This window comes from Serratia sp. D1N4, assembly GCF_054552755.1.
In genome coordinates, this window is sequence record NZ_CM137274.1 from 1,328,259 (window position 1) to 1,350,739 (window position 22,481).

Consider the following 22,481-nt stretch of genomic DNA (forward strand, 5'->3'; position numbering starts at 1 on the left):
CCCCCGGTCGTTTATTGGTTAGCATAATCCCCCGAGAGTGACACGAAATGAGCAACGAAGATAAAGGCTTTTTTGAGCAGGCGATGGCCGATGTAACCCCGTTAGCCGAGGGGCAGCAGACGCTATACTTTAAACCGCAAGATCCCATCGACAAACGCGTGCGCCGCGAAGCGCAGGCGCTACAGTTGGAAAACTTCCTCAGCACCGGCTTTCTCGACATCATTGCGTGCGATGTCCCGTTGGAATACAAGGGCGAAGGCATTCAGCAGGGCGTGCTGGATAAGCTGCGCAGTGGGCACTATGCGCCGCAGGCCAGCCTGAACCTGCTGAGGCGCCCGGTAGAAACCTGCCGTCAGGAATTGTTCCGTTTTATTATGCAGGCAGAGCAAAACAGCCTGCGCTCGTTGCTGATCGTGCATGGCCGTGGGCGGGAAGATCAGAGTCACCCCAATATTGTGCGCAGCTACGTGGCCAAATGGCTGGCGCAGTTTGAGCAGGTGCAGGCGTTTTGCCGCGCACTGCCGCGCGACGGCGGTGAGGGGGCCTGCTATGTCACGCTGCGTAAGTCTGCCGCAGCGAAGGCAGAAAACTTCGAGCGACATGCCAAACGCAGCCGTTAAGCACCGTCCCCGGCAGAATCGCTGATCAACTGATTGAGAAAGCGTTGCAGCACACCGGAGGGAATGTCGTTTTTGCGCCAGAACACGCCGACGCTGCCTTTCTGCTCGATACGCGGCAGCGGCAGAATGGTGAGCTGCCCCTGAGCGGCATAGCGTTCCGCCAGCCGCCACGACAGGATGGAGATCATCTCGCTGCCCTGAATCATCCCCAAGGTAACGCTCATCGATGCCGACTCAATGTGATCGCTGGGCAGCATCACGCCCTGATCCACCAGCGCATTATCGATACTGACGCGGATCGGCGTGCCGCTTGGCCAGACGATCCAGCGGTAGGCCACCAGTTCATCCCAGGCAATGCTGCTGCGCGCCGCCAAAGGGTGCTGGGTACGGGCGACGAAACACACCGGTTCGGTATACAGCACGCGATAGTTGAGCGGCAGCTGCAACGCGTGGCCGCCAATGCGGCCAACCACCACGTCAATCTTGCCTGATAGTAGATGTTGCAACAGCGGCGTCATCACGTTTTCGACAATTTGCAGATGCACGTTAGGGTACTCATCAACCACCGCCAGGATCGCCTGCGTGACGCAGTCGGTCGCTACCGGCGAGCAGCCAATCAGCAGGCTGCCTTGGCCACCCTGCTTGAAGCGGGCAATATCCTCACGCGAGCGATCGAGATCGTTAAGGATGCGGCGCGCATGTTCCAGCAGCAGTTTCCCGCCTTCCGACGGCCGCAGCCCTTTACTGTGGCGTTCAAACAGTACGATCCCCACCTCTTCTTCCAGCGCTGACAGCCATTTTGACAGCGCAGGCTGGGTGATATTCATCATTTTTGCCACCTGCGTCAGGTTGCCCTGTTCGCCAAGGCACATCAATAAACGCAGATGATGGATTTTGAGCCGCTGAGTCCAGTCTGCCATTTGGCATAACCTCCAGGTTATCGCAAGGGCGGAAATGCCATTATCTTTTCACATTGCGCTTGTACATAGTATTAACAACTTAGCAACACTCATCACAAAAACAACAAAAGACCCTACACCTAAAGAGGCAATCGGCCATGAAGCACTCTCGTCGGCTTAATATCCAGGATGTTATTGATGCAGCACCGGTTTCGGCGTTCCAGTGGCGTGTTTTGGCATGCTGTTTTCTGGTGGTCACTATCGATGGTTTTGATACCGCGGCCATCGGTTTTATTGCCCCGGCGATACGCCTGCAATGGCAGCTTGATGCTGTCCATCTGGCCCCGCTGTTCGGTGCCGGGCTGTTTGGCCTGACGCTGGGGGCACTGCTGTTTGGGCCGCTGGCGGATCGCTTTGGCCGCAAGCAGATTATGCAGTTCTGTGTCGCGTTCTTCGGCCTGATGAGCCTGCTTTCCGCTTTCTCGCCGGATATGAACACCCTGACGCTGTTGCGTTTCCTGACCGGTTTGGGGTTGGGCGGGGCAATGCCGAATGCCATCACGCTGACTTCGGAGTTTTTGCCCAAGCGGCGGCGTGCGGGGTTGGTGACGCTGATGTTCTGCGGTTTCACCCTCGGTTCCGCATTGGGTGGGTTGGTGAGTGCGCAACTGGTACCACTGATCGGCTGGGAAGGCATTCTGATCATTGGCGGTGTGCTGCCACTGGTGCTGCTGTTGGCGCTGATTTTTGTGCTGCCAGAGTCGCCTCGCTACCGCGTGCTGCGCAATAGCCAGCCAGAGAAGGTGGCGGCAGTGTTGCACCGCATTACCGGGCAGGACTACCGCGATGTGGAGTTTTATCTGCCGGAACAACCGACGGCGAAAAGCTCGGTGGCGGCGCTGTTCCAGCGCGGCGTACTCTCGGTGACCTTGCTGCTGTGGTGCGTATTTTTTATGAGCCTGATGATCGTTTACCTGCTCTCCAGTTGGCTGCCAACGTTGCTCAATAACAGCGGTATCGATTTACAGCATGCCTCATGGGTCACCGCCATGTTCCAGGTGGGCGGCACGCTGGGGGCGATCGTCATCGGCCAACTGATGGATCGCCGCAACCCGTATCTGGTTTTGGCGGCCAGCTATGGCATTGGCGCGCTGTTCATCGTGTTGATCAGCATTTCGGAAGGTTCGCTGTGGGGCATGGCCTTTGCGGTACTGGGCACCGGCATCGGTATCAGCGGTTCACAGGTGGGGCTGAATGCGCTTTCGGCTTCGCTGTATCCCACGCTGTGCCGTGCCACCGGCGTGAGCTGGGCCAATGCCGTTGGCCGCTGCGGCGCGATTTTCGGCTCGCTCAGCGGTGGGGTGATGCTGTCGTTTAATCTGTCGTTTTCCACCATTTTCATGTTTATCGCCATCCCGGCGCTGTTGGCCGCTATCGCCCTGGGCGTGTTGTTCAACCAGGTGCGCGGCGTGCGCCAAATTGCCAAAGCACAAATCGCTCGCGGATAACTAAAAGGATCATGTGATGTCTGAATTAACACCAGCAATAAAACAGCAAAGAGCGGGTTTTTATCAGGAAATCAATGCAATGAACCTCACGCCGCTGTGGGAGTCGCTGCACAACTTGGTGACCACCGAACCTAACGCCGGATGCGTGGCTGCGCTGTGGAAATACGCACAAGTCCGGCCATTCCTGATGCGCAGTGGTGAGCTGATTGGTGCCAAAGAGGCGATACGCCGGGTGCTGGTGCTGGAAAACCCGGCGCTGCGCGGTAAGTCTTCCATCACTCAGTCGCTGTACGCTGGCCTGCAGTTGATCATGCCGGGTGAAGTGGCCCCTAGCCACCGCCACACGCAATCGGCGCTGCGCTTTATCGTCGAAGGGGAAGGGGCATTTACCGCGGTTGATGGTGAACGTACCACCATGCATCCGGGGGATTTTATCCTCACGCCGCAGTGGCAATGGCACGATCACGGTAACCCTGGTGAGCAGCCGGTGGTGTGGCTGGATGGCCTGGATCTGCCGCTGGTCAATTATCTTGGCTGTGCTTTTGCCGAGAACTACCCGCAGGAACAACAACCGGTGACGCGCCCGGAAAACGACTTCCAGCCGCGCTACGCAGCCAATCTGTTGCCGGTGCGCTATCAGGCAGGCAACTCGTCACCGATCTTTAACTACCGCTATGACCGCAGCCGCGAAGCGCTGGAACAACTGCTGCGCAATGGCCCGCTGGATGAGTGCGAAGGCATCAAGCTGCGTTACGTCAACCCGGCTAACGGCGGTGCGCCAATGCCGACCATTGCCGCCTTCCTGCAACTGCTGCCGCAAGGCTTTAGCAGCCAGAAGATCCGCACCACCGACAGCACCATTTATCACGTGGTGGAGGGGGCAGGCACCGTCACCATTGGCAATCAGTCATTCAGTTATAGCGCCAAAGATATTTTCGTCGTGCCTTCCTGGCAACCGCTCAGCTTCGTTACGCATAGCGAAAGCGTGCTGTTCAGCTTTTCCGATCGGCCAGTGCAGCAAGCGCTGGGCCTGCTGCGTGAAGCGCGCGGCTGATTGACACCACATCACATCATTAAAGGAGAGTCATTATGAGTCAGTACCTGTTTACCCCACCGGCGGTGACCGCCGTTCCCGTTGCTGGCAGCAGCAGTTTGTTCCCGGTGCATCGCGTGTATTGCGTTGGCCGTAACTATGCCGCCCATGCGCGGGAAATGGGCTTCGATCCCGATCGCGAACCGCCGTTCTTCTTCTGCAAACCGGCGGATGCGGTGGTGCCGGTGGCTGCCGGTGAAAGCCTGACACTGGCCTACCCGGCGCAAACCGATGACTATCACTACGAGATCGAACTGGTAGTGGCGATTGGCAAGCGCGGCAGCGATATCCCGCTCGCGCAGGCGTTGGACTATGTCTATGGCTATGCCACCGGCCTGGATATGACGCGCCGCGATCGCCAGATGGAAATGCGCAAAATGGGGCGGCCGTGGGAGATTGGCAAAGCGTTCGATCGCTCGGCACCGATCGCCCCGATCCACCCGGCAGACAGCGTGAAAAATATCGAGCAGGCCGCGATCTGGCTGACGGTGAATAACGAAGATCATCAGCGCAGCAGCATCAGTAACTTGATCTGGTCGGTGGCGGAAACCATCAGCTATCTCTCCGGTTTCTTTGAGTTGCAACCAGGGGATCTGATCTATACCGGTACGCCGGAAGGTGTGGGCCCGGTAGTGTGTGGCGATCGTATCGATGGTGCCGTTGAAGGGTTGACGCCGTTGCAGGTCAACATCGCCTGAGAAGAGGTCAATCATGAAGCTCTACAGTTTTTTTAACAGCTCAGCCTCTTATCGGGTGCGGATCGCGTTGGCATTGAAAGGTGTTGATTATCAAAGTGAAGGGGTCAATATCCGCGCGGGCGAGCAGTTGCGTGCCGCCTACCGGCAGTTGAACCCGATCGGCTTGGTGCCTGCATTGGTCGACGATCGCGGGCAGGCGATTGGCCAGTCATTGGCGATTATCGACTATCTGGATCGCCGCTATCCGCAGGTGCCGCTATTACCGCAGGATGAACGGCAGCGCGCAGCGGTGCTGGAGATCGCCTTTGCCATTGCCTGCGACATTCACCCGGTCAACAACATGCGCGTGCTGCGTTATCTGACCGATACCTTGGGCATGACAGAAACGCAGAGAAAAGCGTGGTATGCCCACTGGATCGCAGAGGGGCTGGCGGCGGTAGAGAACATGCTGGCGCGGGCGGATTCCGGGGATTATTGCGTGGGCCATACGCCAACGCTGGCAGATTGTTGCCTGATCCCGCAATGGGCCAATGCGCTACGGATGGGCTGCGATCTTGCGGCTTATCCCCGTTGCGCCAGGGTTTATCTGGCCTGCAGTGTGCTGCCAGCGTTTATCGCTGCGGCACCTGAACAACAGGCGGATGTGATCCCGGTTTAAAAAAAGAAAAACACAGAGCAACACATTGGGGGAATAACGATGAGCAAACAGGCAACGGCAATTGTGGTGGGGGGCGGTATCGGCGGTGCGGCAACCGCGCTGTCTCTGGCTAAACGTGGCATCAAGGTGCTGCTACTGGAGCGTGCCCATGAAATTGGTGAGATTGGCGCGGGCATCCAGCTTGGCCCAAACGCTTTTTCAGCATTGGATAGCTTGGGCGTTGGTCAGGTGGCGCGTGAACGCGCGGTATTTACCGACCATATCTCGATGATGGATGCGGTAGATGGCAATGAAGTGGTGCGTATCGAAACCGGCCAGGCATTCCGTGAGCACTTTGGCGGCCCTTATGCGGTGATCCATCGCGTTGATATTCATGACACCGTCTGGCAGGCGGCGCTGAAGAACCCGCTGGTGAGCTATAAAACCTCGACGCAGATCGTGGATATCCGCATTAATCCGCAGGGCGTGGAAGTGTTCGACAGCCAAGGGAACCGCTATGAGGCCGATGTTTTACTGGGTTGCGACGGTGGAAAATCGGTAGTGCGTGCATCACTGCTGAACGACAGCCCGCGTGTGACCGGCCATGTGGTTTACCGCGCGGTGATTGAGTGTGCGGATATGCCGGAGGATCTGCGCATCAACGCGCCGGTGCTGTGGGCCGGGCCGCATTGCCACTTGGTGCACTATCCGCTGCGCGGCGGGGCTCAATATAATCTGGTGGTCACCTTCCATAGCCGGCAGGTGGAAGAGTGGGGCGTTACCGACGGCAGTAAAGAAGAAGTGCTCTCTTATTTTGAAGGGATCCACCCACGCCCACGGCAGATGCTGGATAAGCCCACCTCTTGGCGCCGCTGGGCGACCGCCGATCGTGAACCCTCGAGCCAATGGGGTAACGAGCGGGTGACGCTGGTGGGCGATGCGGCGCATCCGGTTGCGCAATATATGGCGCAAGGGGCCTGTATGGCGCTGGAAGATGCGGTGACGCTGGGGGAGGCGATCGCCCATTGCAAGGGGGATTTTGCCGCAGCCTTTGCGCTGTATGAATCGGTGCGTATTCCGCGAACGGCCCGCATCGTCTGGTCTACCCGTGAAATGGGGCGGTTGTATCATGCCAAAGGCGTCGAGCGTTCGGTGCGCAACCTGTTGTGGCAAGGTAAATCGCAGCAGGAGTTTTATCGGTCGTTGGAATGGCTATATGGCTGGAAAGAGCAGAACTGCCTGAAAGCGCGTTAGATATAGCAGCCAACGGCGTGGTTAAACGCCGTTGGCTATAAAAATCACTGCTTAAACCATTTGTGATCGAGTGAGAAACGGCCTGCGCCGGTGACCGACAGCAGCAGCAACCCGGCGATAATACTGATGTTTTTAAAGAAACCAATCTCATTACTGAGCATTTCCGCACCGCTCATTCGCCAGAATGGATGGCCGATCAGGGCCGTACCCAGCACGTATATCGCATAAATAATGGCCAGCGGCCGGGTAAATGCACCCAGCACAATGGCAACGCCAAAAACAAACTCAACCATCACGGAAATGATCGCAGCTACATAGGGCAGTGGTGTGCCGTAACCCTCCATCGCCGTTACTGTGGCAGCAAAGTTGGTCAGCTTCATCCAACCGAGAATAATAAACAGAATCATCAGCAATATTCTGGACAGCAGAATCGTGCCATCTTTCACACTTTCGCTCATTGTGAACCCCTTAGCCACTACGGAATGATGTGGTTGTACCTAGTAAAGATTAGAACAAGTTCACACTTTTTCTAGCGTGGGCAGAGAGATACAGCAAGTCAGCATGCTACGGAGGGTTAGCTGTTGAGCGCTGTTTTATGTGCGTTGCTGATTCCAGGGCATCTTGGCTAACAGAGTGGCCATGCCGCAAAAACCGCTGAGCCCGGCAAACAGCAGCCCTGCGCCAACAAAGCTGGGCAGCAGGAAGAACAATGGGGTGAGCGTGTAGCCTAAGGCGGCACCCAGCAGAATCAGTGAACCCGCTGCAATCTGTACCTGGCGCATCATCGGCAACGGTTGCTTTTTATCTTTCACCACCTCCAATCCCTGCTGTTTCCAGCCGTTGATGCCACCTTCCAGTAAATAAACCTGTGCCGGTGATGCAGCGGTTGCCAGCACTGCCGCGTTCTGCGCGGTACGCTTGCCGGACTGGCAGTGGAAAATAACCACGTCCTGCTCGCAAAGCGGCTGCGGCTTTTCACCTTTTTCAATCACCGACAGCGAGAGCAAACGGGCTTGCGCAATATGCTCATGGGCATATTCATCGGCATCGCGGATATCGAACAACCGCGCTCCCTGTTTTAGCCGTTGTTGAGCGTCTTGTGATGTTATCGTTTCTACGTTCATATCATCCTCAGGGGCAATAGATAGCTTTCAGCGTGCTGATGACTTCCTGCACGGCGGTGTTTTTAATGAAGTAGTTAATGCGTTGCCCATCTCTGGCGTTTTCAATCAACCCTTCATCACGCATTCTGGCCAGATGCTGTGAAGTTGCCGACGGGCTCAGCCCGGTGATGGCGGCCAATTCCCCCGCACCTGTGCCGGGGGAGTCCACCAGCATACAAAGGATCAGTAAGCGGTGAGGGTTGCTCATGGCCTTGAGCAGCTTTGAGGCTGCATCGGCGCTGGCGAGTAGTGATTGCAAGTCTGGTTCTGTGGTCATGGTTATTTTAGATATCTCTAAATTTAGTAAACCCTAAACTATGTGTGCGCTAAATGCACGCGAAATTTTGTGCGTGCTTTTGGCCCGCGCTATGCCAATTTCGCCATCTCTATTAAAGAAATCCCTCAAGCATCTAACTCCCTTCAATACCATAGTGATGATTATGTTTAACAAAAAATAAACATAAAACATACAGATAAGCGTTATGTAGTTCGCTAATCAGCGGCTTTTCTCTTCCGTTAAACAGAGTCTGTCAGCCGCAACGTTGTTCACAAGAACCTGCAACTGGGAGCATCAATATGGAACTGAAACATTTTACCAGGGTCGCTGAATCCATCGCCGATCAGACCCGTCAGTTACTTAAACAAGAACGCCAGCGTTACCTCTACGGCGGCCGGGAATTTGATACCAAAGACGATCTCAGCCCTGTCACCCTCATTGACCAGCAAGTGGAGCAACTGATCCGCGAGCAGTTAAACCAGGCATTTCCCACCCATGGCATTTTGGGGGAAGAGTTCGGTGCCGAAGCTCAAAACGAAGAGTGGGTATGGGTGATCGATCCCATCGATGGCACTAAACAGTTTATCGCGGGCGTTCCGGTTTACGGGACGCTGCTGGCGCTGTGCCACCATGGCCGGCCGGTGGTTGGGATCATTGATATTCCGGCGCTGGACGAACGCTGGGTAGGCGTTGCCGGGCAGCCCAGCACGTTGAATGGCCAGCCGATCAGCACGCGGCCCTGCCAGCATCTGGCTAATGCCCTGATGTCCACCAGCAATACCGAGTTTGTGCTGCCTGAACATCGGGCGGGCTACAACCATCTGCTCAAAGCCAGCAAATGGCGGATCTATGGCGCGGCTTGCTATGCCTATGGTTGCCTGGCCGCGGGCCGTATCGATCTCAGCGTCGACAGCGGCGGCATGCGCGAAGTCGACTACTGCGCCATGGTGCCGATCATCGAAGGCGCAGGCGGCAAAATCACCGACTGGTACGGTGAACCGCTCACCATGTATTCCAAATCCACCGTTGTTGCCGCGGGCGACCCGCAACTGCATGCGCAGGTGCTGGCGACGCTCTCCCACCACAGCAGTTCACAGCCTAACCCCCTCGCATGACAGGTGAATATGATGATCAAATGGATGAAATCAGCACCGGTGCAACCCGTTACCGCAGATGCTGAGCAAATTAACCATACCTATCGTTACTGGCGTATCCATATCATGCTCGGTATGTACGTCGGCTATGCGGTGTATTACTTCACTCGCAAAAGCTTTAACTATGTCATGCCGGAGATGCTGAAAGACTTGGGGTTAACCGTGGCGGATGTCGGCCTGATGGGAACTCTGTTCTACTTTATGTACGGTGCCTCGCGTTTTATTTCCGGAGTGCTGAGCGATGCCGCCAACCCGCGCTATTTTATGGGCATCGGGCTGATCCTGACGGGGGTGATCAATATTCTGTTCGGTTTCAGTTCGTCGCTGTTTGCCCTGACGGCGTTCTGGATCGCCAATGCGTTCTTCCAAGGCTGGGGCTGGGCTCCTTGTTCCAAATTGCTCACTACCTGGTATTCGCGCAATGAGCGTGGGTTCTGGTGGGCAATCTGCAACACCTCGCACAACGTCGGCGGTGCGGTTATTCCGCTGTTGGCGGGGGTACTGGCGGTGAATTACGGCTGGCGCTACGGGATGATCGTGCCAGGACTTATTGCGATTGTTAGCGGTTGCTTCCTTTGCTTTCGCCTGCGCGATCGCCCGGTGGCTATGGGCCTGCCGACCGTGGGGCAATGGCGGGTGGATCCACAGGAGCTGGAACAGGAACAGACCAGCGCCAAACTGCCGCTGATGGAGATCCTAAAACGCTATATCTTCACCAATAAATACATCTGGCTGCTGGCGATCTCCTATGTGTTTGTTTACGTGGTGCGTATTGGGATTAACGACTGGGGGAACCTGTACCTGATACAGAACCATGGTTATTCGCTGGTGAAAGCCAACTCTTCGCTGACCATGCTGGAGATCGGTGGCTTTATCGGCACCATCGTGGCTGGTTGGGGCTCGGATAAGCTGTTTGCCGGTAACCGGGTGCCGATGAATATCATTTTTATGATAGGCATTTTTGTCAGCGTGCTGTTGATCTGGCTGTTACGTATCGATAGCTATCTGTTTAATGCCACCTGTTTCTTCTTTATCGGCTTCTTTATCTTTGGCCCACAGATGCTGATCGGCATTGCAGCGGCAGAGTCTGCGCATAAAGATTCCGCTGGTGCTGCGACCGGGTTTGTCGGCATCTTTGGTTATTTGGGGGCTGGGTTATCTGGCTGGCCGTTGGCTAAAGTGCTCGAAACCTGGAGCTGGGATGGTTTCTTCGTGGTGTTGTCGGTAACGACCTTGGCTTCAGCACTTTTGCTGTTGCCGCTGGTGGTGAAACCACGGCGAGCAGAACCGGTAACTGCCAGTTAAACGTATGTGGAAAAATCGCTCCTCGCGGTGGGGAGCGATACCGCAGGATGCTGCCCACAGTGGTGATAACCGGAAGCAGAAACTTCAGCAATATCTCGTGTCATAGCATGGTTTTATCCTTCTCCTCCTTCATCACAAGCGATCATTCCCTCGCCTATTATCCAAGCTGCCAAATTGTGCTTTACTCATGCTGTCGGCAAGGTGTCAGGTTACTGTCGGGTTGCTGGCCTGTTGCTGTGTGCCGCTTCACGGCATAGTGTGCGAAGTTTCCACTCGCTTATAAAGGATGATGTCCATGAGTCAGAATTGCATTAAACAACTGCGGCTTTCCAGAGCCTGGTCACAGGAACAACTTGCGGAACTTTCGTCCCTCAGCGTGCGCACCATACAGCGCATCGAGAACGGTGAGCAGGCCAGCCTCGAGACACTCAGCGCTATTGCTGCCGTGTTTAATATCAGCGTGACAGAGATTTCCGGCGGCGGCGATCAATCGGGTACCGAATTGCGTGATAGCGCTCTTGACCAGCAGATTGAAAGAGCCAAGGCGAGGGTTGCCGCAGAAAGTGGTTTCTACCGCAGCCTGCTGATTTATGTGGTGGTGAATTTGTTTCTGTACGCGATTAACCGCTTTATCACCCCGAGCAGCGTCTGGTTTATTTGGCCGCTGGCCATCTGGGGCACATTTATTGTGATCCAGGGTGCAAAAGTCTTTTTCTTGCAAGACTGGCTGACCCGCTGGCAGCAGGAGCGCTTGCAGAAAATATTGCGTAAGTAGGGCGTTACAGCCAGAAGTGTTAAATCTTTACGATATTAAAAATTAAATCAGATAGTTAATTACTAACCCATCCCCCCGCTGCAACATGGATTTTGCCGCGGGTTTTTTGCGTTGTTTGCAACGGGAAGGGCAGTAAAGGGTAAACCTGCGGATATTGGCGCAGGCGTACCGTTGAAAAGCGTGGTTACGCTGGTTTAATCTTGTTAACCAGCCAAATGCCGCCGCACACCAGCAGTAATGCCAGGACGTTACGCCATTCCATAATGCTTTCATTGAGGAAGATGGCAGAAAGTACGGCACCAGACACCGGGATCAGGAAGTTAAAGGGAGCGACCATTCCCACACGGTTGTATTTTAACAATAAGCTCCACAAGGCAAACGCCACCGATGACAGCAAAACCAGATAACCTAATAGCAACAACGCCTGCCAGCCAAACTGCGTCAACCCACCGCCAAACAGATAGCCGCCCAGCGTAAGCACCAGGCCGCCGATGGCAAGCTGATAGCCCGTCATTACCGTGCTGTCGATATGCTGGGAGATGCGTTTACCATAGATCGTCGCGGCCGAGAGGATAAAGGCAGCCAGCACCACTGACCCTTCGCCCATCAGCGTGAAGGTGAAATTGGTCAGATCGGGGCTGAAATTGACCACCATCACGCCAGCAAACCCCAGCACGCAGCCAACGATTTTATTGAAGCTTAAGCGATCGTTTTGATAGAGGTAATGCGCCAGCAGCACGCTAAAGAAGGTGCTGGTCGCATTCATGATAGAACCCGCAACGCCGGTGGTATAGGCCAAGCCGATATAGAAGAACACATACTGCAACGACGTTTGGGTTAAGCCCAAAATAGTCATCTGCTTATAATGAAGTGGTTTCATGTTGGTGATTGATTTGCCACTGGCAATGGCAAACATCAGCAACACGAGCCCTGCCAGCAAAAAGCGGTAACCGGCAAACACCATTTTGCTGGGGATATCATCTGGCGAGATGTTAAACAGTTCATAACCGTTTTTGATCGCCGGGTAGGCGCTCCCCCAGAGGAGGCAACAGAAGGTGGCACCGAAGAAGACAAATTTTTTGTTGGTGAAGAGAAGCGGACTGCGTTCCACAAAACATCCCTTTTAAAAGAAAAATGAAATACCGTTTCGTTATAGCGAGATCTACCCGAAAAGTCCTGCTTAACTTCACTGTTTGCGACTTTGGGTGCCATAAACCCTAAATTTGCATGAGACAGGCTTTTTCCTGTGTGGTGGGGGGAAATCTGTGGGTTGTTAACACAGAGCGCCAGATTGACTGGCGCAGCCAACAACTCTGTATCTTAAAAGGGGGTTAACGTCTTTTAGCGCGAATGCGGATTAATGGCATTCGCCAATTCGTTTCCCATACGTATGCATATCGAGAAAATATTGGCCTGCATGGATATGAGTGCCGTCTAGGCGCCCTTTGAGATCGTAATGAGTGCTGGTGTACACGCCGCTGAATTTGCCTTTAGATTTCCCCTCTTCATTAGCGCACGCAAGCTCAAACACCAGCTTATCTCCCGGAGCCCTGTCCCATGAGGTTACTTTGCAGTCTTCTGGCGCAATTGCAGCAAGGAAATCTTTAGCCTGCTCGGCTGATACACACTCTTCACCTTCATCATCCTCGGGTGAATTGGTTAGGGATTGCCCGTTGATCAGAATTATATTGCCGGCGCGCCACAAGCCCGGTTCAATGGACAGAGTCTCGGCAGTAGCGATAAAGTGGGTAAGGCCTAAAGAAAGTGCAACGGCAGCCATTATCATTTTTTTCATTTCTTGCTCCTTGTATAAACACCCATAAATTAAAAGGGTATTTTACGGGCAACTTTGGCGTAAGAGAAGCGATGGGAGTCGCGATTATGATGTTTGATGAAAAGAAAGAACGAGCATTAGCACTGATGGAAGAGAGAAAGATGCGGCGGAGTAGCTGCGCACCACTGCTCACGCGCTTGTTGTGGAAATGTGGGATCAACGTTCCACCGCCACCCTTTGCGCCGTTCTGGCTGAATGTACTTTGCTTCGGCGGATGGTTTGGTTCTCTGTGGGGCACATTTATGTGGTTTTCCACCTGGAAAAGCGAAGGTTATAGCCTATTGATGGTGTTGCGGACGAGTTGTACAGCCATGCTGTTTTTTGGGGTATGCATGGCGTTGCATTACTACTGGTTAAGGAAAGTGAAAAAATTACCTGATTGGAATAGTTTGGGGTAACTTGGCTGGATAAATGGCAGAAAGTTATTTATAGAGAACCGACCAACATGTTTGGATTATTACAGGCACAAAAAAACCGCAACGTGAATTACGTTTTTTTGCTTTTCCCTGAAGGTATTATGTTGATACTAATCAATATGTATTAAAACTCTATATAGCTGAACGTACAATTTTAGCACGGTATCATTTTGATTATTAAAATAAAAAATCACAGCTGATTGGAGCTAAGTAGGACAATTGATAAATTATAGGATGCTAAAAGATTCGAGATCTTTTAATAGCGTATTAGTCAGTGGCAGGTATAACGAGTCTGTTTTGTATTTAAAGCTAATGAAACCATATTTTAAGTAGAAAGCTTTAGCCTGTTGATCTTTTGCGTCCACGTGAATGGCCCAGATACCGGTGGTGGAACGCGCTGTATTAAGGATGGCGTCAACCAGTAGCGAGCCACCCAGACCTTTACCGGTATATTGTTCGTCGACGGCTAAACGACCTAACAGCGCAGCTGGTACAGAAGGGTAGCGGGGTAACTTCTTGGTGATTGTGTCGGGTAACAAGCTGATGTCGATGGCACTGTATGACAAAGTGTAGAAGCCAGCAACGGTATGGTCACTGGTGGCTGCGACGTAACATTTGGTAAAGCGTTCCCGGCTATCTTGCCCTGCATACCGGTGCAGGTAGGTGTTTAGCGCGGGAACGCCACAGTTAAAGTCTGTTTTATGGTGTTTCTTGCTTAAAAGCTCATAAGTAAAGGTATCCATCCACTATTTCCCCAGCTCCTTGCGCCTTGCTATTGCTTTAAGCAGAGTTGGCGGCGTAGCCGACTCTTCCAATAAAGAGGCTGCAAACTGTTGCTGATCTTCAATCGCCAGCCTCAACAGAGCAGTTTCTTCGACAGCGCGTTTAGCCGCTTCTTGTGTGGCGGTAATGACAAAATCAGTCACAGTTCGCCCCTGAAGCTCTGCCGCATGCTTGATCAAAGCGTGGAGTTCGGTAGAAATACGGGCTTCCAGCCTTGCAGTTGTGGCCATAATTCCTCCTGATAGTTATCCGGCAGATTGCCGTACAGATAGTATAGCTAATTTGTTTTTGATTGAGTAGAGTAAAAATTGAGCGAGATACGTACATAAGCACCTAGGCTAATGTACGTTCGTTTGTCTGTGCTAGGGCGTTGTAAGCAACAGTCAGCTTTTCGCTTGTGCAGGTTAGTGATGATCCAACGGGTATCGATGGTGATGCTGTATGGCTGTCAGCAGAATAGCGGCACATTGACGAACTGGCACTTTACAACAGCCCAGCAAGAAGAATGAAATATTCTGTTGAATTGAAAGCAAGACGTGAACGCTATGAAGTAATGAAGAGTAAATCATTATGATGCGCGTTGCCTTGTTTGTCGTCATTCATCTTATACGCGCACCAGTCGTTATTTAACCGAGAAAACAAAAGAAGCCTATTATCAGTGCCAAAATATCGACTGCTCCAGCACGTTTAAAACGCGGGAAAGTATTGAACATGTTATTCGGCAACCGTTGCCACCGGAAACTATTCTGGCACTGCCACCACCAGAACACCGAACGTTAAATCGTTACGGCAACAATAATCGCCTGCATTGATTAATCACACCCGCCTCTATTCCCCTAGATGCGGGTTTTGCTTTCCAACGCTCTCCCGAAAACAGCCTTTTTCTGGCTAGCCTGCCTCAAATTGCACGTGCATGCATAGGGAGGTTTAGTGCGCTTGTTTATCCTCTCTCGCCCCAGCGCTGGCGAGGCTTAAGGCCAATCATGCAACTGCATGAAAAGCGACACATGAAGCGGGCAGGCGAGGCGGGGATAGCATTGCGCGCGGCGGGTTCAACGGAATTTCATTATGACGCCTCCAGTTGACTTAGCGTTTTTCTACGTGAAGTCTCTGTTATTGGAGAGCTGGTTGTTTTTCAAGCACAACCCCATCAATAAAATGCTTTATTATGTACTTTTCGAAAGCATCAGCATTTATCATAAAATCTAAACCTATTAAAGAATCTATTGATTTTAAATAATCTATAGCTTGATGTAAATTGATGTTCTCATTATCAAAAATTAAATATCCCGCAGCTTGCAGTTTTTTAGAAAGCATCCTGGGTAGCCCGTATTCCTCTAATTGGTAAACAATAGGAGGCAGAAATGCGTGTGTGATTTTAAATATAAATGGCGAGATATCAGTGTTTTTGTCTTTAATTAATTCTTTTAAAAGTATGTTTGTATCGTTAAGCAATGCTGAGAGCTTAAATGTTAGGTTTTTTTCTAATTGAAAATATTTTTCAATATCAATACCAAAAGGAGATAGTGCTTTTAAAAGTTGAGGGAGTGTGAGTTCCCAATTTCTTGATGCTACCTTCACGAATCCTACGAATTTACTATATTCAATATCCCAGCCACTAGGTTTTAATTTCATTACTTTGTATAAATAATAGTCCCAGTTATCAGGAGATGCAGAATTTAAGAATATTATCCTGCTCCATTCAGTAGGATTCCGTGCTATATCAATTGCAATATCCCTTATGAGAAGAGCATCATTGGATTTAAATGCACCTTCATCTTGCAATCTTTTAAATGTGTCATGTCCGAGGATGTTGGACATATCCTCTCTATAAGCAATTATTAAGGCTATTTGCTCTTGTGTTAGTTCATTTCTATATTCGTTTTCATCAATGTCACCAATTAGGGAATTAGGCATGTCTAATACTAATTCATTCTCTTTGTTATCAGGAGGGGCAGATAGTAAAAATATTTTTCCGATAAAGTGTTTAAACATACGACCTCCTCGCCCAATAATATTCTTATACATAAAATCGTTGAGGTTAGATCTGCCATTCTTAGCTCTCCATATTATAATGTTCTCCGCAGATGTATTAACCCCCTCAATTATTGATGATGTTGATATTATATTGTTAATGCCATCTGGTTCTTCAAACAGTTTCACCTGAATTTGACTCAATGATCTGTGCAATCTTCCGTTATGGATGCCTGTCCCTAACTTTATAAGCTCTGTTAATTTCCATTTTTTATCGTAATTAACACTAAGCCAGTTAGAAAAGTCATCAAGCAGAGGGCTATTTTTCTTCTCATGCTCTGAGATTATTATGTCAGCAACTATATCAATATCTTTGTAAGTACCTGCGTAAATTAATGTTTTACCCTTGTTCTTTGATAATACATTCATTAAAGCTATTTCTTTCTTTTTTTTATCTTCGGAAATATCTTTGTAAAGCTCATGTTTTTCTAAAAAAACAGTATTGAAATCAATGCGAATAAATTCCATTCCTTTAGTAAATGGATTGTCTTTCAAGTTTGAAATGTTAGGAGATAAAAAATAACGTTGTTCAGCTTTTTTGCTTAGTTTCATAATCGCTTTAAGTAATGAAGGTGCTCTCTCTTTATCAAATTTATCACTAGCCTTGTAAAACTCATCAACAATTAGAATATCTAAACTGTCAATTTTGTCAATATAACCAAAAGCTCTCTCTTGTGGAAATACAAAAATGTTATTCTCCGCTAGTTCGACATCTGATGTTGTAATTATTTTGTAATTATCTGAGAATTTTTTCTGTAGCCGTCTTCTAGTTTCATCAGTTAAGGCAATCGTTGGGACAATTATTATAACGTTTTTTGGCTTTTTGATGGAAATGAAAGCATCAATAATAAAGCTTTTTCCAAAACTTGTTGGTGCACTAATAGCTAAGCTTTCTCCATTAATGAGTTTTTTAAGGAGAAGGGATTGTTCTCGATGTAATGTTACGGGAAGTTCAAGGCCAACATCCACCTTAAAGGCATCATAAATGAATCTTTCTTGCCAAGAAGATGAGTCCGCTCTTAAATAAGGGTATAATCCTAACTGTCTAATTAGGTTGTTGATTAATTGATTATAGAGGGCGTTGTTTTTGTCAAGAAAGTCAAGAAGTTTTACTAGAGTGTTTCTTGCTTCAACCTCATCCCCATCAATGATCAGCTTATTAACTTCATGACAGCAGTTGAAGATGATTTTATCGTTGACTTCATTTTCAGATAACTCTTCCATTTCAATCTCCTTTAAATGTCCTTGCTCTCTTTATGAATGACTCTATTATTGTTTCTTTCTCTGGTACAGGAAGTAAAATTAGATAAAAATTAACATCAGAATATCCGAAAATAGAACCTATTTTTTCTTTTTGTTTTTTGAAGTAAGATGTTGCTCTTTCCTTATGGTATGCGATTATACTTTTCTTATATTCGTCACTTAAATATTTTGTCTGTCTTGTAATATTGCACTCATGAAGTAATAAAATAGGGATGTGTATCTTAGGCTTAAGGTGGTCAATCGAGTTTTGATTTGATAGCGCTTTTTTTATTCTTTCTCGCAAGGCATGGTCTAATATGAGGGTGTCAATGTCACTTACGTTTGAAATAATACTATTTTCTTTTCTAAGTTTTTCACTATTTAAAGAGTTCCCTACGGATTTTATTATGCTGCTCAATCTTTCATCATCAATGCTGTTATAAAATTTAGCCTCTCCAAACCAGAGGGAGAAATCGCCATCAGCTATAATAATATGAACGCTATCAGCGCCTTTTGCATTATCTTGAGTATTCTGCTTATAGAATATTTTAGGTACAACGGGTAATGCATTATAATGATTCTTCATAACGCCATAGAGTACTATTTCTGCTAGTTCGCTGCCTTTACTGATATCTTTAGTCGCATCAGTTAACCGCAGGTTTTGAGCAGCAGAAGCAAGTAATGTATATGGATCACCTGAAAGACTCTCTCGCTCACGGTGAGATAGGGACGTTTCGGCAATATTGTCCCATATGAAATTTTGGAATTTTTTGTATCTCCAGCAGCCATCTTCAAAATCATTGATTAAGCCGAGGACGCTCTTATTTGAAAAGTTCTTTGAGTCCGGTTCGAGGTAAAAATCTGTAAAAAGTTCCTCAATTATAATGTCAAATGTCATTCCTGTGACCCTTATGCTAGCACTACTAGCAAAACGTTTACTAACAGCAAATGATGCCAATATAACAAGATCACTATAACGGAATGTTACTCACATCACATATGAAATTAGATTAAACATTACCAATGGTAGAGATTCAATAAAAATATCTTACCTGCATAAAAAACACACCTGGTAATATTGCCAGGTGTGTTTTTTATCAGTGTTTATCTAAACAGTAAGTAACACAGAATTTAATATGAAGAAAAATAAACTATAGATACCGCTAGGCTACTATTTTTTTGTAAAAACCTCTAAACCCCACTAAATCACCAGATCACGCCATTTTTCAAGATATGTAGAGCGATTATAGGCTCTGCGTACCTCATTTTATCACAATGACCTAAAGCTGCCTCGATCACATCAGCGTTAAATTCCGCTTTATTCATCGCAGTGTTAGCGATAGACCGTAACCCATGAGCCACAAGCTTGCCGCCATAGCCAATACGCTTTAAGGCCGTGTTTGCCGTCTGGCTATTCATAGGTTTGCGTGGGGGTCATTACGGCTAGGGAAAACATGCTCACGCCTACCGCTGATAGGGTGCATTATTTCGAGTATCTCTACTGCCTAGTCTGAGAGCGGAACAATGTGATCGCGCTTTGCTTTCATCCGTTCTGCCGGTATGCACCATTCCTTTTTCTCTATATCGATCTCGGTCCATGCGGTTGCCGAGGCTTCTGCAGGGCGTATCAGCGTAAGCAACTGCCACTCCAGCAAACAGCGCGTTGGTATCGATAGGTTGCTCATCGAGATAGTGCACATTAGCTTAGGCAACTCCTCGGGGCGTATCGTAGGCATATGCTGCTTTTTTGGGCGTTCAAACGCATTACCAATACCAGAAGCCGGGTTGGCATCAATCAAGCCGGTGTTGACGGTGTTAATCATAATTTCGTTGATGCGTTGCACCAGTCGGCGAAAAGTCTCCAAAGCGCCTTGGGCCTTAATAGGTTCCAGCACCTGGATCAGCAAACGGGCCTTAATTTCCTGAACGGGAACATTCTCCAGGGAGGGTGAAAAATCTTTTTCGATGGCACGCCAGATATCTTTTGCGTGATCTTTGCTTGCATGGGCTTGCTTTAAGGTGAACCACCCTTGGCGACGTTAAGGAAAATGCTTTCCTGTGCAATCTGCGTCTGTTCGGTTTCTTCGGCATCTCTGGCTTGGGGGGCGATGCCGCGAACAAGTAGCGAAAGCTTTTCATCGCGGATCTGCCGTGCATTGGCTAAGAGGAAGGTAGGGTAGGCACCCAGGCTAACGTTAGTTCGTTTGTCAGTGCCCGGGCGTTGGTAGTGTAACCGCCACAGTTTTTTGCCACTTCTTGAACGGCAGGAAAGGCCGCTTTAGTGCAGCGTGTATGATGCCAAGCTTTGATGATTTTATTGAAGTGTAGGGGGATAAGGCTCGATATGACGAGTTTTCTTCCACAATTGCTACACATACCTAAACGTATACCAACCCTCCAGATTGCAGGCACAAAAAAGCCCGCAACGTGAATTGCGGGCTTTTTCGTTATTGTCACCGGGTCTATCTGGTATCACCGGTAACCTATTTGGTGGAGCTGGGGGGATTTGAACCCCCGTCCGAAATTACTACACCGTCGGCACTACATGCTTAGTCCAATCTTTACATTCGCCGGTCAGCTGCGGATGGACACGCCACTAACAAACTAGCCTGATTGGATTTAACGCTTCAGCCCCAGGCAGGACATTCACGCGATCTCTTTTGGATTTGACCTCTCTTGATCCCCGTCTTAAGAGCGGAAGCTAGGGAGAGAGGGCTCTGAGCAGGGTATTAAGCTGCTAGTGCGTAGTTTTCGTCGTTTGCGACTATTTTTTTGCGGCTTTTTACGAGGCAAACCGCCCCTCGGCATGCTCCTAGGGCTTCGCAAATCCCGTCGAATCCAGAATCAGCCCCAAGTAACTGTGAGCAGTATAACAGAAGTTTACCCTGTTAAGCCAGAAGCTTAGCGATTGGCATGCTTCATGATACGGGCTTTCGCCGTCTGCCATTCACGATCTTTGATGTCATCGCGCTTATCGTGTTCTTTCTTACCTTTGGCAACGCCAATCTTCACCTTGCTCCAGGCATTTTTCCAATACATGGATAAGGCAACGAGAGTGTAGCCATCGCGGTTCACCAGGCCAATCAGTGAGTCGAGCTCACGTCTTTTCAGTAGCAGTTTGCGGGTACGTGTGGGATCGCAGACTACATGAGTCGAAGCGACGTTCAGCGGCGAGATGGTAGCACCAAACAGATAGGCCTCACCGTCACGGAACGTTACGTAGCTGTCGCTGATGTTAGCTTTGCCTGCACGCAGTGATTTTACTTCCCAACCTTGCAAGGCCAAGCCCGCTTCGATCTCTTCTTCGATGAAGTATTCGAAACGTGCTCGCTTATTTTGCGCAATGGTAGCGGAACCGGGTTTGTGTGTTTTTTTCTTTGCCATAGTGTGAGCATTATACTGGATGCTACAGCGAAAGAAATCCTTTCCCGATCAGCACCTGCGCAATTTAATCCATTTTTGAACCATTAAATGTGCAGCGGTTTTTTGTCTGACGATAGATAAATGGTATTATCTGTACGTTTTATGTCTCACAGGAAATGATATGCCCCAGATCAGTCGGTCTGCATTGGTGCCGTTCAGCGCTGAGCAGATGTATCAGTTGGTTAATGATGTTCATTCTTATCCCGATTTTCTGCCGGGTTGTACCGGTAGCCGGGTGATTGCCGCTTCCCATAATGAAATGACCGCAGCGGTTGACGTTGCGAAAGCTGGCATCAGTAAGACTTTTACTACGCGTAATACGCTGCAGGATAACCAACGCATCAATATGCAACTGGTTGATGGCCCGTTTCGTAAGCTTATGGGGGGCTGGCAGTTTACCGCGTTGAGCCCAGAGGCTTGTAAGGTTGAATTGCATCTGGATTTTGAGTTCACCAACAAGCTGATCGAATTGGCTTTCGGTAAAGTATTCAAAGAACTGGCAGGCAATATGGTGCAGGCTTTCACCCAGCGTGCAAAAGAGATTTACGGTGTCTGAAATACAGGTTGAGGTGGTCTACGCGCTACCAGAGCGCCAGTATGTGCGCCAGGTAAAATTGGCAGCGGGCAGCAACGTTGAGCAGGCGATCCTGGCCTCTGGGTTGTTGGAACTGCGTGGTGATATCGATTTAAACAGCAATAAAGTCGGGATCTACAGCCGGCCCGCCAAACTGGGCGATGTGCTCAATGATGGTGACCGGGTGGAGATTTATCGGCCGTTGATTGCCGATCCTAAAGAGCTGCGCCGCCAACGTGCGGAAAAGGCAAAAAAATAAGGCGCATCTAGCGCCTTATTTTTTATCAGAATTTTATCTTCCGAGTTGCAGCCTGTGACTGTCGTGAAGAATGCCAAACCTCCCCACGGGCCGGATGACAATCTCGGCTCAGCTTACTGTGGCGTCAGCGCGGTTTTATTCTGAATATCTGTTAGCACGCCCGCACTGTCGAAAGTCAGCGTCAGCGTTTGTTGCGTGACTTTTTCATGACCAGGTTGCTGGCGGAATACATAGAACCACGTCTTAGTACCAAACGGATCCTGCATCATTGGCGTGCCCAAGGTATAAGCAACCTGTTGTTGCGTCATTCCTTTGTGGACTTTCGCCACATCAGTGGATGTCAGGTAGTTACCCTGGTTGATATCAGGCCGGTAAACCACCTTCTCGAAAGTAGAACAGCCTGCAGTCAGCATCACAAGAACCACAGCGGCAGCTGTCAGCGTTTTACAGCGCATAGTAATCACATTCCTTTAGGGCATAGGATGCCGATGATAATAGACCTTGCAGCAGTTGGAAACCTTTACAGGGCTCCA

General features: G+C 49.7%; 24 protein-coding genes, 1 other RNA gene and 2 pseudogenes. 13 read left to right on the plus strand and 14 right to left on the minus strand.

What is annotated here, in order from left to right:
• Positions 1-47 precede the first annotated feature (47 nt).
• Positions 48-620, plus strand: coding sequence for a DNA endonuclease SmrA (gene smrA / locus ACX1CU_RS05675; RefSeq protein WP_459401630.1), 573 nt, complete (start codon positions 48-50; stop codon positions 618-620).
• Here smrA and ACX1CU_RS05680 read toward each other — a convergent pair.
• On the minus strand, positions 617-1,540 hold the full coding sequence (locus ACX1CU_RS05680; RefSeq protein WP_459401631.1) for a LysR family transcriptional regulator: 924 nt from the start codon (positions 1,538-1,540) through the stop codon (positions 617-619). The two genes, smrA and ACX1CU_RS05680, sit on opposite strands and share 4 nt — an antisense overlap.
• Before the next feature lie 137 nt (positions 1,541-1,677).
• Here ACX1CU_RS05680 and ACX1CU_RS05685 point away from each other — a divergent pair, with 137 nt between their 5' ends.
• From ACX1CU_RS05685 to ACX1CU_RS05705, 5 genes are read left to right on the plus strand one after another with little or no spacing between them, the layout of a single operon-like run.
• Positions 1,678-3,027, plus strand: coding sequence for an MFS transporter (locus ACX1CU_RS05685; RefSeq protein ID WP_459401632.1), 1,350 nt, complete (start codon positions 1,678-1,680; stop codon positions 3,025-3,027).
• 16 nt (positions 3,028-3,043) lie between these two features.
• Complete coding sequence (gene gtdA / locus ACX1CU_RS05690) at positions 3,044-4,081, plus strand: gentisate 1,2-dioxygenase (protein ID WP_459401633.1); 1,038 nt, start codon at positions 3,044-3,046, stop codon at positions 4,079-4,081.
• Between the two features lie 35 nt (positions 4,082-4,116).
• The gene (locus ACX1CU_RS05695) at positions 4,117-4,818 is read left to right on the plus strand and encodes a fumarylacetoacetate hydrolase family protein (protein WP_459401634.1); all 702 of its coding nucleotides are present in this window, start codon (positions 4,117-4,119) and stop codon (positions 4,816-4,818) included.
• 13 nt (positions 4,819-4,831) lie between these two features.
• Positions 4,832-5,476 (plus strand): maleylacetoacetate isomerase, encoded by a 645-nt coding sequence (gene maiA / locus ACX1CU_RS05700; RefSeq protein WP_459401635.1) that lies wholly within the window; start codon positions 4,832-4,834, stop codon positions 5,474-5,476.
• Between the two features lie 39 nt (positions 5,477-5,515).
• Positions 5,516-6,709 (plus strand): 3-hydroxybenzoate 6-monooxygenase, encoded by a 1,194-nt coding sequence (locus ACX1CU_RS05705; RefSeq protein ID WP_459401636.1) that lies wholly within the window; start codon positions 5,516-5,518, stop codon positions 6,707-6,709.
• A 44-nt stretch (positions 6,710-6,753) separates the two neighbouring features.
• Here the strand turns inward: ACX1CU_RS05705 and ACX1CU_RS05710 are convergent, their stop codons facing one another.
• From ACX1CU_RS05710 to ACX1CU_RS05720, 3 genes are all read right to left on the minus strand, one after another.
• Positions 6,754-7,167, minus strand: coding sequence for a DoxX family protein (locus ACX1CU_RS05710; RefSeq protein ID WP_459401637.1), 414 nt, complete (start codon positions 7,165-7,167; stop codon positions 6,754-6,756).
• Between the two features lie 135 nt (positions 7,168-7,302).
• Complete coding sequence (locus tag ACX1CU_RS05715) at positions 7,303-7,833, minus strand: rhodanese family protein (protein ID WP_459401638.1); 531 nt, start codon at positions 7,831-7,833, stop codon at positions 7,303-7,305.
• 7 nt (positions 7,834-7,840) lie between these two features.
• Positions 7,841-8,149, minus strand: a complete 309-nt coding sequence (locus ACX1CU_RS05720) for an ArsR/SmtB family transcription factor (protein WP_459401639.1) — start codon at positions 8,147-8,149, stop codon at positions 7,841-7,843.
• Positions 8,150-8,448: 299 nt separating this feature from the next.
• Here ACX1CU_RS05720 and ACX1CU_RS05725 point away from each other — a divergent pair, with 299 nt between their 5' ends.
• The 3 genes from ACX1CU_RS05725 to ACX1CU_RS05735 all read left to right on the plus strand — a co-directional run bounded on the left by ACX1CU_RS05725 (position 8,449) and on the right by ACX1CU_RS05735 (position 11,383).
• Positions 8,449-9,264 carry an inositol monophosphatase family protein gene (locus tag ACX1CU_RS05725; protein ID WP_459401640.1) on the plus strand — a complete coding sequence of 272 codons (816 nt, stop codon included), beginning with the start codon at positions 8,449-8,451 and terminating at the stop codon, positions 9,262-9,264.
• Between the two features lie 12 nt (positions 9,265-9,276).
• Positions 9,277-10,608: an MFS transporter family glucose-6-phosphate receptor UhpC gene (gene uhpC, locus ACX1CU_RS05730; protein ID WP_459402729.1), complete on the plus strand. Its 1,332-nt coding sequence runs from the start codon at positions 9,277-9,279 to the stop codon at positions 10,606-10,608.
• Between the two features lie 295 nt (positions 10,609-10,903).
• Entirely contained in the window at positions 10,904-11,383 is a 480-nt protein-coding gene (locus tag ACX1CU_RS05735) for a 2TM domain-containing protein (RefSeq protein WP_459401641.1), read from the plus strand.
• 184 nt (positions 11,384-11,567) lie between these two features.
• Here the strand turns inward: ACX1CU_RS05735 and ACX1CU_RS05740 are convergent, their stop codons facing one another.
• Positions 11,568-12,494, minus strand: a complete 927-nt coding sequence (locus ACX1CU_RS05740; RefSeq protein WP_459401642.1) for a DMT family transporter — start codon at positions 12,492-12,494, stop codon at positions 11,568-11,570.
• Positions 12,495-12,740: 246 nt separating this feature from the next.
• On the minus strand, positions 12,741-13,178 hold the full coding sequence (locus ACX1CU_RS05745; protein ID WP_459401643.1) for a DUF3617 domain-containing protein: 438 nt from the start codon (positions 13,176-13,178) through the stop codon (positions 12,741-12,743).
• An 86-nt stretch (positions 13,179-13,264) separates the two neighbouring features.
• Between ACX1CU_RS05745 and ACX1CU_RS05750 the strand changes: the two genes are divergently transcribed.
• A complete protein-coding gene (locus tag ACX1CU_RS05750) occupies positions 13,265-13,615 on the plus strand; it encodes a DUF6404 family protein (protein WP_459401644.1) in 351 nt (116 codons plus the stop codon).
• A 245-nt stretch (positions 13,616-13,860) separates the two neighbouring features.
• On the opposite strand, the gene ACX1CU_RS05755 is transcribed toward ACX1CU_RS05750, so the two are convergent.
• Together ACX1CU_RS05755 and ACX1CU_RS05760 are read right to left on the minus strand one after the other, a co-directional pair.
• Positions 13,861-14,376, minus strand: a complete 516-nt coding sequence (locus ACX1CU_RS05755) for a GNAT family N-acetyltransferase (protein ID WP_459401645.1) — start codon at positions 14,374-14,376, stop codon at positions 13,861-13,863.
• Between the two features lie 3 nt (positions 14,377-14,379).
• Positions 14,380-14,646 (minus strand): type II toxin-antitoxin system TacA family antitoxin, encoded by a 267-nt coding sequence (locus ACX1CU_RS05760; protein WP_459401646.1) that lies wholly within the window; start codon positions 14,644-14,646, stop codon positions 14,380-14,382.
• A gap of 348 nt (positions 14,647-14,994) precedes the next feature.
• Here ACX1CU_RS05760 and ACX1CU_RS05765 point away from each other — a divergent pair.
• A pseudogene (locus ACX1CU_RS05765) lies at positions 14,995-15,228 on the plus strand (ogr/Delta-like zinc finger family protein); the annotation flags it as partial.
• A 301-nt stretch (positions 15,229-15,529) separates the two neighbouring features.
• Here ACX1CU_RS05765 and ACX1CU_RS05770 read toward each other — a convergent pair.
• The 5 genes and pseudogenes from ACX1CU_RS05770 to smpB form a co-directional block, all read right to left on the minus strand.
• Entirely contained in the window at positions 15,530-17,674 is a 2,145-nt protein-coding gene (locus ACX1CU_RS05770) for a DEAD/DEAH box helicase (RefSeq protein ID WP_459401647.1), read from the minus strand.
• 1 nt (position 17,675) lies between these two features.
• Positions 17,676-18,590, minus strand: a complete 915-nt coding sequence (locus tag ACX1CU_RS05775; protein WP_459401648.1) for a HamA C-terminal domain-containing protein — start codon at positions 18,588-18,590, stop codon at positions 17,676-17,678.
• Between the two features lie 303 nt (positions 18,591-18,893).
• A pseudogene (locus ACX1CU_RS05780) lies at positions 18,894-19,946 on the minus strand (integrase domain-containing protein); the annotation flags it as partial.
• A 234-nt stretch (positions 19,947-20,180) separates the two neighbouring features.
• Positions 20,181-20,544: a transfer-messenger RNA gene (gene ssrA / locus ACX1CU_RS05785) on the minus strand.
• A gap of 49 nt (positions 20,545-20,593) precedes the next feature.
• Entirely contained in the window at positions 20,594-21,076 is a 483-nt protein-coding gene (gene smpB / locus ACX1CU_RS05790) for an SsrA-binding protein SmpB (protein ID WP_459401649.1), read from the minus strand.
• Between the two features lie 160 nt (positions 21,077-21,236).
• On the opposite strand from smpB, the gene ACX1CU_RS05795 reads away from it, so the two are divergent.
• On the plus strand, positions 21,237-21,671 hold the full coding sequence (locus ACX1CU_RS05795) for a type II toxin-antitoxin system RatA family toxin (RefSeq protein ID WP_459401650.1): 435 nt from the start codon (positions 21,237-21,239) through the stop codon (positions 21,669-21,671).
• Positions 21,664-21,948, plus strand: coding sequence for an RnfH family protein (locus ACX1CU_RS05800; RefSeq protein ID WP_459401651.1), 285 nt, complete (start codon positions 21,664-21,666; stop codon positions 21,946-21,948). Before ACX1CU_RS05795 ends, ACX1CU_RS05800 begins: the two co-directional genes overlap by 8 nt.
• 113 nt (positions 21,949-22,061) lie before the next feature.
• On the opposite strand, the gene bamE is transcribed toward ACX1CU_RS05800, so the two are convergent.
• Positions 22,062-22,403, minus strand: coding sequence for an outer membrane protein assembly factor BamE (bamE, locus tag ACX1CU_RS05805; RefSeq protein ID WP_459401652.1), 342 nt, complete (start codon positions 22,401-22,403; stop codon positions 22,062-22,064).
• Positions 22,404-22,481: the final 78 nt, after the last annotated feature.